The sequence below is a fragment of the Pseudomonas sp. Sample_14 genome, assembly GCF_004307515.1.
Classification (GTDB): Bacteria; Pseudomonadota; Gammaproteobacteria; order Pseudomonadales; family Pseudomonadaceae; genus Aquipseudomonas; species Aquipseudomonas atacamensis.
The window spans coordinates 135,864-144,482 of sequence record NZ_RCOC01000043.1 but is presented as its reverse complement, the minus strand read 5'-3'; the positions used below and the strand labels follow the sequence as shown (position 1 = coordinate 144,482).

General features: G+C 58.4%; 6 protein-coding genes and 1 pseudogene. 6 read left to right on the top strand and 1 reads right to left on the bottom strand.

The window, feature by feature from the left end:
• Positions 1-482 (top strand): annotated as a pseudogene (locus D8U61_RS10245) (ABC transporter ATP-binding protein); the annotation flags it as partial.
• Between the two features lie 105 nt (positions 483-587).
• Here D8U61_RS10245 and D8U61_RS10240 read toward each other — a convergent pair.
• The gene (locus D8U61_RS10240) at positions 588-1,025 is read right to left on the bottom strand and encodes a universal stress protein (RefSeq protein ID WP_016775498.1); all 438 of its coding nucleotides are present in this window, start codon (positions 1,023-1,025) and stop codon (positions 588-590) included.
• A gap of 103 nt (positions 1,026-1,128) precedes the next feature.
• Here D8U61_RS10240 and D8U61_RS10235 point away from each other — a divergent pair, with 103 nt between their 5' ends.
• The 5 genes from D8U61_RS10235 to topA all read left to right on the top strand — a co-directional run bounded on the left by D8U61_RS10235 (position 1,129) and on the right by topA (position 8,523).
• The gene (locus tag D8U61_RS10235) at positions 1,129-1,566 is read left to right on the top strand and encodes a hypothetical protein (protein WP_122699491.1); all 438 of its coding nucleotides are present in this window, start codon (positions 1,129-1,131) and stop codon (positions 1,564-1,566) included.
• Between the two features lie 526 nt (positions 1,567-2,092).
• Positions 2,093-4,240 carry a fatty acid oxidation complex subunit alpha FadB gene (gene fadB, locus D8U61_RS10230; RefSeq protein WP_024013640.1) on the top strand — a complete coding sequence of 716 codons (2,148 nt, stop codon included), beginning with the start codon at positions 2,093-2,095 and terminating at the stop codon, positions 4,238-4,240.
• 29 nt (positions 4,241-4,269) lie between these two features.
• Positions 4,270-5,445 carry an acetyl-CoA C-acyltransferase FadA gene (gene fadA / locus D8U61_RS10225; RefSeq protein ID WP_016775495.1) on the top strand — a complete coding sequence of 392 codons (1,176 nt, stop codon included), beginning with the start codon at positions 4,270-4,272 and terminating at the stop codon, positions 5,443-5,445.
• 93 nt (positions 5,446-5,538) lie between these two features.
• On the top strand, positions 5,539-5,775 hold the full coding sequence (locus tag D8U61_RS10220) for a DUF1653 domain-containing protein (RefSeq protein WP_125927776.1): 237 nt from the start codon (positions 5,539-5,541) through the stop codon (positions 5,773-5,775).
• 114 nt (positions 5,776-5,889) lie between these two features.
• Complete coding sequence (topA, locus tag D8U61_RS10215) at positions 5,890-8,523, top strand: type I DNA topoisomerase (protein WP_016775493.1); 2,634 nt, start codon at positions 5,890-5,892, stop codon at positions 8,521-8,523.
• Positions 8,524-8,619: the final 96 nt, after the last annotated feature.

Sequence of the window (8,619 nt, the reverse complement as noted above, 5' to 3'; positions counted from 1 at the left end):
TGCTGACCTTCAACGGCACCGTGCTGATGGTCAGCCACGACCGGGCATTCCTCGATAACGTGGTGACCAGCACCCTGGTCTTCGAAGGTGAAGGCAAGGTTCGTGAATATGTCGGCGGCTATCAGGACTGGATCCGTCAGGGCGGCTCGCCGCGTCTGTTGGGCGTGACTGAAAGCAAGTCGGGCAAGGCTGACCTGAACTCGGCGGTGGTTACCGCTGAGCCGGCACCGGTGGCTGCGCCTGCCGCTGCTGCTCCGGTTGCCAAGAAGAAACTGAGCTACAAGCTGCAGCGCGAGCTGGAAGCCTTGCCGGGCGACATCGACGCCAAGGAGCAGCAGATCGCCGCGGTTGAAGCGGAAATGGCTGAAGCCGGTTTCTACCAGCGTCCGCCGGCGGAAACGGCCAAAGTGATTGCTTCGCTGGAGCAATTGCAGGCCGAGCTGGATGCGTTGGTGGAGCGTTGGGCCGAGCTGGATGCCTGATTGCTGCAGATGTGAAAAAGCCCGGCGCTCAGTGATGAGCGCCGGGCTTTTCGTATGTAATGCGATCTACAGGCTGGAACAGGTCACCTGTGGGAGCGAGCCAGATCAACGTTTGACCAGGTGCACCGCCAGTACATCGCATGGCGCACCGTGCAGCACATCATTCGCGGTCGAGCCGAGCAGCAGTGCCAGGCCATGACGGCCGTGACTGCCGACCACGATCAGATCGCACGCTTGTTCCTTGGCAAAATGATGGATTTCCTGGCGGGGCTGGCCGTAGGTCAGATGGCAATTGGCGCCTTCAAGCTCTGGATATTTCGATTTGAGTTTTTCAAGACGCTCCTTGGCCTGATCGAACTGCTGTTGTTGCAGTTGTGACAGGTCCATCGGCACGTCGCCACCGAAGGCCATGGCCATTGGTTCAACGATATGCACCAGCGACAACTTGGCAGCGTTGCTCACCGACAGCTCGCGGGCGCGGTGGATCACAGGGTCGCACTCTTCGGTCAGATCTACGGCGACCAGTATGTGGTGGTAGGGCATGAGGTGCTCCTCCTGAGGGTTCGATATTGGTAAGTATGGCTGGTTTCAAGCGCATTGGTTCGCAAGTGACACAATGGGCTCATCAAAAATCGGGAGTACAGATATGACGGTCTGGCTGGTGGTGTCAATCCTGCTGGTAGTTTTAAGTCCACTGGCATGGTTGCGCCCATCGCGCACGCAGAGCGGGCGCATGGCCTTGCGCATGGAGGCGCGACGCATCGGCCTGGCGATGCAGCTGGCGCCGCAGGAGTGGCCGCACTGGCTGCTGCCGGAGCCGCCGAATCCCTGCGCCCAGTACCACCGACCCCGACGTGGCAGTCAACCGGCGTGCTGGACCTATTGGCAGAAAACCCCGGGCGTGTGGGTCAATCAATGGCAAGAAGTCTGCGATGACCGGACCCTGCTCGATTATTTCGAAAAATTGCCGGGGAATGTTTTCAAGATCGAAGCGGACAAGCAGATGATCGCCTTGTACTGGGGCGAGAAGGGCGAGGCGACGGTTCTGCAGGATATCGACACGACGCTGAAAGCGCTGGCGTGAAACGGCGACTTTTCTCACTGCAACGGTGTGGAAGGTCTGGCAGACGAGTAATAAAAAGCCCGACATGATTCGTCGGGCGGGTTGGCCAGGCAGGCCGGTAATCTTTTTTTGCGGCAGGCGCTTCGATCGCCCCGGCAAATTTCCTCGCAGTCCCCCCAGCGTAGCCTTCTGAACAGGGCTCGGCGGAAATTAGGGCGACTTTTCTAACTATTGATTCTATGAATGGCTCAACATCGAGACGGGTGTTGCTGCTCATCATGGTGCAGAAATGACTGCAAAGTCGCATTTCAGCCCGAATTTAGGGCGATTGACAATTGTCAGAAATTCCGTGAAGGTGACGTACCCGAATCAAACGGGCGTATGAATTGAGCGTTTGTCTTACAGACTGCTCCTACAGAATCCCGACTATCGCGTTGGCGGGTGTGCCAGGCGGACGGTGTCAGTATCGACGAGCAAAGCGTCCTACTGAGCTATAAGCCTGCGTCCGACGTGTACTGTTCAGCTTCCATATCGTGGAGATCAGTTGATGATTTACGAAGGTAAAGCCATCACGGTTAAAGCTCTTGAAAGTGGCATCGTCGAATTGAAATTCGACCTCAAGGGTGAGTCCGTCAACAAGTTCAACCGTCTAACCCTGAACGAACTGCGTCAGGCCGTAGACACCATCAAGGCAGATGCTTCGATCAAGGGCGTGATCGTCAGCAGCGGCAAGGACGTGTTCATCGTCGGCGCCGACATCACCGAATTTGTCGACAACTTCAAGCTGCCGGATGCCGAGCTGGTTGCTGGCAATCTCGAAGCCAACAAGATCTTCAGCGATTTCGAAGACCTCAACGTGCCAACCGTCGCGGCCATCAACGGCATCGCCCTCGGTGGCGGTCTGGAAATGTGCCTGGCGGCTGACTATCGCGTCATGTCCACCAAGGCCAAGATTGGTCTGCCGGAAGTCAAACTGGGCATCTACCCGGGCTTCGGCGGTACCGTGCGTCTGCCACGCCTGATCGGTGTCGACAACGCCATCGAGTGGATTGCCGCCGGCAAGGAAAACCGCCCGGAAGACGCGCTGAAAGTCAGCGCCGTCGACGCCGTAGTCGCCCCTGAAAAATTGCAGGAAGCTGCCCTCGAGCTGATCAAGCGCGCCATCTCCGGCGAGTTCGATTACAAGGCCAAGCGTCAACCGAAACTTGAAAAACTCAAGTTGAACGCCATTGAGCAAATGATGGCTTTCGAAACCGCCAAAGGTTTCGTGGCTGGCCAGGCCGGCCCGAACTACCCGGCGCCGGTTGAGGCGATCAAGACCATCCAGAAAGCCGCGAACTTCGGTCGCGACAAAGCGCTGGAAGTGGAAGCCGCAGGCTTCGTCAAACTGGCCAAGACCTCTGCTGCGCAGAGCCTGATCGGCCTGTTCCTGAACGATCAGGAACTGAAGAAAAAGGCCAAGGCCTACGACGAAATCGCCAAAGACGTGAAGCAGGCTGCCGTACTGGGCGCCGGCATCATGGGTGGCGGTATCGCCTATCAGTCGGCCTCCAAAGGCACGCCGATTCTGATGAAGGACATCAACGAGCACGGTATCGAGCAGGGTCTGGCCGAAGCCGCCAAGCTGCTGGTCGGCCGCGTTGACAAGGGTCGCATGACCGCTGCGAAGATGGCTGAAGTGCTCAACGGCATTCGTCCGACCCTGTCGTACGGCGACTTCGGTCACGTCGATCTGGTCGTCGAAGCTGTGGTCGAGAACCCGAAGGTCAAGCAAGCGGTGCTGGCTGAAGTCGAAGACAAGGTCAAAGAGGACACTATCCTCGCGTCCAACACCTCGACCATTTCCATCAGCCTGCTTGCCAAGGCGCTCAAGCGTCCGGAAAACTTTGTCGGCATGCACTTCTTCAACCCGGTGCACATGATGCCGCTGGTGGAAGTGATCCGTGGCGAGAAGTCCAGCGAACTGGCGATCGCCACCACAGTTGCCTACGCGAAGAAAATGGGCAAGAACCCGATCGTCGTCAACGACTGCCCGGGCTTTTTGGTCAACCGCGTGCTGTTCCCGTACTTCGGCGGTTTCGCCAAGCTGGTCAGCGCCGGTGTCGACTTCGTCCGCATCGACAAAGTCATGGAAAAATTCGGCTGGCCGATGGGGCCTGCGTACCTGATGGACGTGGTCGGCATCGATACCGGTCACCACGGTCGTGACGTGATGGCCGAAGGTTTCCCGGATCGCATGAAGGATGACCGTCGTTCGGCCATCGACGTGCTGTACGAAGCCAAACGCCTGGGCCAGAAGAACGGCAAGGGCTTCTACGCCTACGAGGCCGACAAGAAAGGCAAGCAGAAGAAAGTCGCCGATCCGTCGGTACTCGAAGTGCTCAAGCCGATCGTTTACGAGCAGCGCGAAGTCACTGACGAAGACATCATCAACTGGATGATGATCCCGCTGTGCCTGGAAACCGTGCGCTGCCTGGAAGACGGCATCGTTGAAACCGCCGCCGAAGCCGACATGGGTCTGGTCTACGGTATCGGTTTCCCTCCATTCCGTGGCGGTGCGCTGCGCTACATCGATTCGATCGGTGTCGCCGAGTTCGTTGCCCTGGCTGACCAGTACGCTGATTTGGGCGCGCTGTACCACCCGACCGCGAAGCTGCGCGAAATGGCCAAGAACGGCCAGAGCTTCTTCGGTTAAGCGCCCCCAACTAGAGTGAGAGTGAACTTATGAGCTTGAATCCTAGAGACGTCGTGATTGTCGACTTCGGTCGTACTCCGATGGGCCGCTCCAAGGGCGGCATGCACCGCAACACCCGCGCCGAAGATATGTCGGCGCACCTGATCAGCAAACTGCTGGAACGCAACAGCAAGGTCGACCCGGCGGAAGTCGAGGACGTGATCTGGGGCTGCGTCAACCAGACCCTGGAACAGGGCTGGAACATTGCGCGCATGGCGTCGCTGATGACCCAGATTCCGCACACTTCTGCTGGCCAGACCGTCAGTCGCCTGTGCGGTTCGTCGATGAGCGCGCTGCACACCGCTGCGCAAGCGATCATGACCGGCAACGGTGACGTGTTCGTGGTCGGCGGCGTCGAGCACATGGGGCACGTGAGCATGATGCACGGTGTCGATCCGAACCCGCACATGTCGCTGTACGCGGCGAAAGCCTCGGGCATGATGGGCCTGACCGCTGAAATGCTTGGCAAGATGCACGGCATCACTCGTGAGCAGCAGGATGCCTTTGGCGTGCGTTCCCACCAGTTGGCCCACAAGGCGACCGTGGAAGGCAAGTTCAAAGACGAAATCATCCCGATGCAGGGTTACGACGAAAACGGTTTCCTGAAACTGTACGACTACGACGAAACCATTCGTCCGGAAACCACCCTGGAAAGTCTGGCGGCGCTCAAGCCGGCATTTAATCCGAAGGGCGGCACCGTGACTGCCGGTACTTCGTCGCAGATCACTGACGGTGCTTCGTGCATGATCGTGATGTCGGCGCAGCGTGCCCAGGACCTGGGTATCCAGCCTATGGCGGTGATCCGTTCGATGGCAGTGGCAGGTGTGGATCCGGCAATCATGGGATATGGTCCAGTGCCTGCGACACAAAAAGCCCTGAAGCGTGCGGGCCTTGGCATCAATGATATCGACTTCTTCGAGCTCAACGAAGCTTTCGCCGCACAGGCCTTGCCAGTGCTGAAAGATCTGAAAGTGCTCGACAAGATGAACGAGAAGGTTAACCTGCACGGCGGCGCGATCGCCCTGGGTCACCCGTTCGGTTGCTCCGGTGCACGTATTTCCGGCACCCTGTTGAACGTGATGAAGCAGAATAGCGGCACCTTCGGGGTTGCCACTATGTGCATTGGTCTCGGCCAAGGCATCTCCACCGTCTTCGAACGCGTTTAAGCGTCTCGTCGATGGAAGCCGGGGCCCAGTGCCCCGGTTTTTGTTTTTGGGTTTTTTATTTATTTTTGAAAAGATTTCAGTGAGGGCCGAAGCATGCCGATACAACCTGGGCTCTACCAACATTACAAGGGTCCGCAATACCGTGTATTCAGTATTGCGCGCCATTCCGAAACCGAAGAAGAAGTGGTCTTTTACCAAGCCCTGTATGGCGATTACGGCTTTTGGGTGCGCCCGTTGAGCATGTTCGTCGAGTCGGTCGAGGTTGACGGCGAGCAGGTGCCGCGCTTTGCTTTGGTGCAAGCCGAACCGAGCCTTTTTGACAAGGTTTGAGGCGACTGCGCAGACAACCCTGCGCTTGACCTCACCTTGTATCAACTATATATAGCGGTGCCGCGTCAGGCGCCAACCGCCTTTCACTTCTAGAATTCAGGAATTTTCTGATCCATGGGCAAATCGCTGGTCATTGTGGAATCCCCGGCTAAGGCCAAGACCATCAACAAGTATCTGGGTAACCAATACGTGGTGAAGTCGAGTATCGGCCATATCCGAGACCTGCCCACCAGCGGTTCGGCTAGCGCCAGCAAAGAGCCAGCCGCCAAGCGCGGCAAGGCTGCTGCGGGCGAAGGTCCGGTGCTCTCGCCGAAAGAGAAAGCGCGCAAGCAGCTGGTCTCGCGCATGGGCGTCGATCCCGAACACGGCTGGAAAGCCCAGTACGAGATCCTCCCGGGCAAAGAAAAGGTCATCGAAGAGCTGCGCCGGCTCGCCAAGGATGCTGACACCATCTATCTCGCAACCGACTTGGATCGCGAGGGGGAAGCCATTGCCTGGCACCTGCGCGAAGCCATCGGTGGTGATGACAGCCGTTACAAGCGCGTGGTGTTCAACGAGATCACCAAGAAGGCGATTCAGGAAGCCTTCTCCGAGCCGGGCGAGCTGGACATTGATCGTGTCAACGCTCAGCAGGCGCGTCGTTTCCTCGACCGCGTCGTCGGCTACATGGTCTCGCCGCTGCTGTGGGCCAAGATCGCCCGTGGTCTGTCCGCCGGTCGCGTGCAATCGGTTGCCGTGAAACTGGTGGTCGAGCGTGAGCGCGAAATCCGTGCGTTCAATCCCGAAGAATACTGGGAAGTGCATGCCGATCTCGGCACTGCCAAAGGCTCGACCGTGCGTTTCGAAGTGGCTCGCGAAAAAGGCGAAGCCTTCAAGCCGCTGAACGAAGCCCAGGCCATGGCTGCGTTGGAAAAGCTCAAGTCCTCCAGCTACAGCATCGTCAAGCGCGAAGACAAACCGACCAGCAGCAAGCCGTCGGCGCCGTTCATCACGTCGACCTTGCAGCAGGCTGCGAGCAACCGCCTTGGTTTCGGCGTGAAGAAAACCATGATGATGGCCCAGCGTCTTTACGAAGCCGGCTACATCACTTACATGCGTACCGACTCGACCAATCTCTCGGCCGACGCCGTGGCGATGGCGCGCACTTACATCGAGGACGAATTCGGCAAGAAGTACCTGCCGGAAACGCCGAACGTCTACAGCAGCAAGGAAGGCGCGCAAGAGGCTCACGAAGCGATTCGTCCGTCCGACGCTAACACCACGCCGAGCAAGCTGGCGGGTATGGAGCGTGATGCCGAGCGTCTGTACGAGCTGATCTGGCGCCAGTTCCTCGCCTGCCAGATGCTGCCGGCGCAGTACCTGTCGACCACCGTCAGCGTCGGCGCTGGCGACTTCGAACTGCGCGCCAAGGGCCGTATCCTCAAGTTCGACGGTTACACCCGGGTGATGCCGCAGATTGCCAAGCCTGGCGATGATGACGTGCTGCCGGACATGGCCCAGGGCGATGTGATGAAGCTGATCAAGCTCGATCCGTCGCAGCATTTCACCAAGCCACCGGCGCGTTACTCCGAGGCCAGTCTGGTCAAGGAAATGGAAAAGCGCGGCATCGGTCGTCCTTCGACCTACGCTGCGATCATTTCGACCATTCAGGATCGCGGTTATGTGACCCTGCACAACCGTCGTTTCTACTCGGAAAAGATGGGCGACATCGTCACCGAACGTCTGTCCGAGAGCTTCTCCAATCTCATGGACTACGGCTTCACCGCGGGCATGGAAGAGAACCTCGATGACGTGGCGCAGGGCGAACGCGACTGGAAAAACGTGCTCGACGAGTTCTACGGCGACTTCAAGAAGAAACTCGAAGTTGCGGAAAACCCGGACAGCGGCATGCGCGCCAACCAGCCGGTCATGACTGACATTCCGTGCACCACCTGCGGTCGTCCGATGCAGATTCGTACCGCATCGACTGGCGTGTTCCTCGGCTGCTCGGGCTACAGCCTGCCGCCGAAGGAGCGCTGCAAGGCCACTGTCAACCTGGTGCCGGGCGATGAAATCGCAGCGGACGACGAGGGCGAATCGGAATCGCTGGTACTGCGCGGCAAGCATCGCTGCCCGATCTGCAGCACGGCGATGGACGCCTACCTGCTGGACGAAAAGCGCAAGCTGCACATCTGCGGCAACAACCCGGATTGCGCCGGTTACGAAATTGAAGAAGGCAGCTATCGCATCAAGGGCTATGAAGGTCCGAGTCTGGAATGCGATAAGTGCGGCAGTGAGATGCAGCTCAAGACGGGCCGTTTCGGCAAGTTCTTCGGTTGCACCAACCCGGAGTGCAAGAACACCCGCAAACTGCTGAAAAGCGGTGATGCAGCGCCGCCGAAGATGGATCCGGTGAAGATGCCTGAGCTGAAATGCGAAAAGGTCAACGACACCTACATCCTGCGCGATGGTGCGTCCGGTCTGTTCCTGGCCGCCAGTCAGTTCCCGAAAAACCGCGAGACCCGCGCTCCGTTGGTGATCGAGATTCTGCCGCACAAGGACGAGATCGATCCGAAGTACCACTTCCTGTGCGAGGCTCCGCAAAAGGATCCTGACGGTCTGCCAGCGGTCATCCGCTACAGCCGCAAGACCAAGGAGCAATACGTACAGACAGAAGTCGATGGCAAACCGACAGGCTGGAAGGCGTATTACGACGGTGGCAAGTGGACTGTTGAAGACAAGCGCAGCGCAAAGGCCAAGGCTGAGTAAGCGCTAGTCTGAACAGCGAAAAGGCCGCATGAAACCTTGGGGGTTTCATGCGGCCTTTTTGTTTTGTGCTTGCGCTGGCATTGGTTGATCCATGAC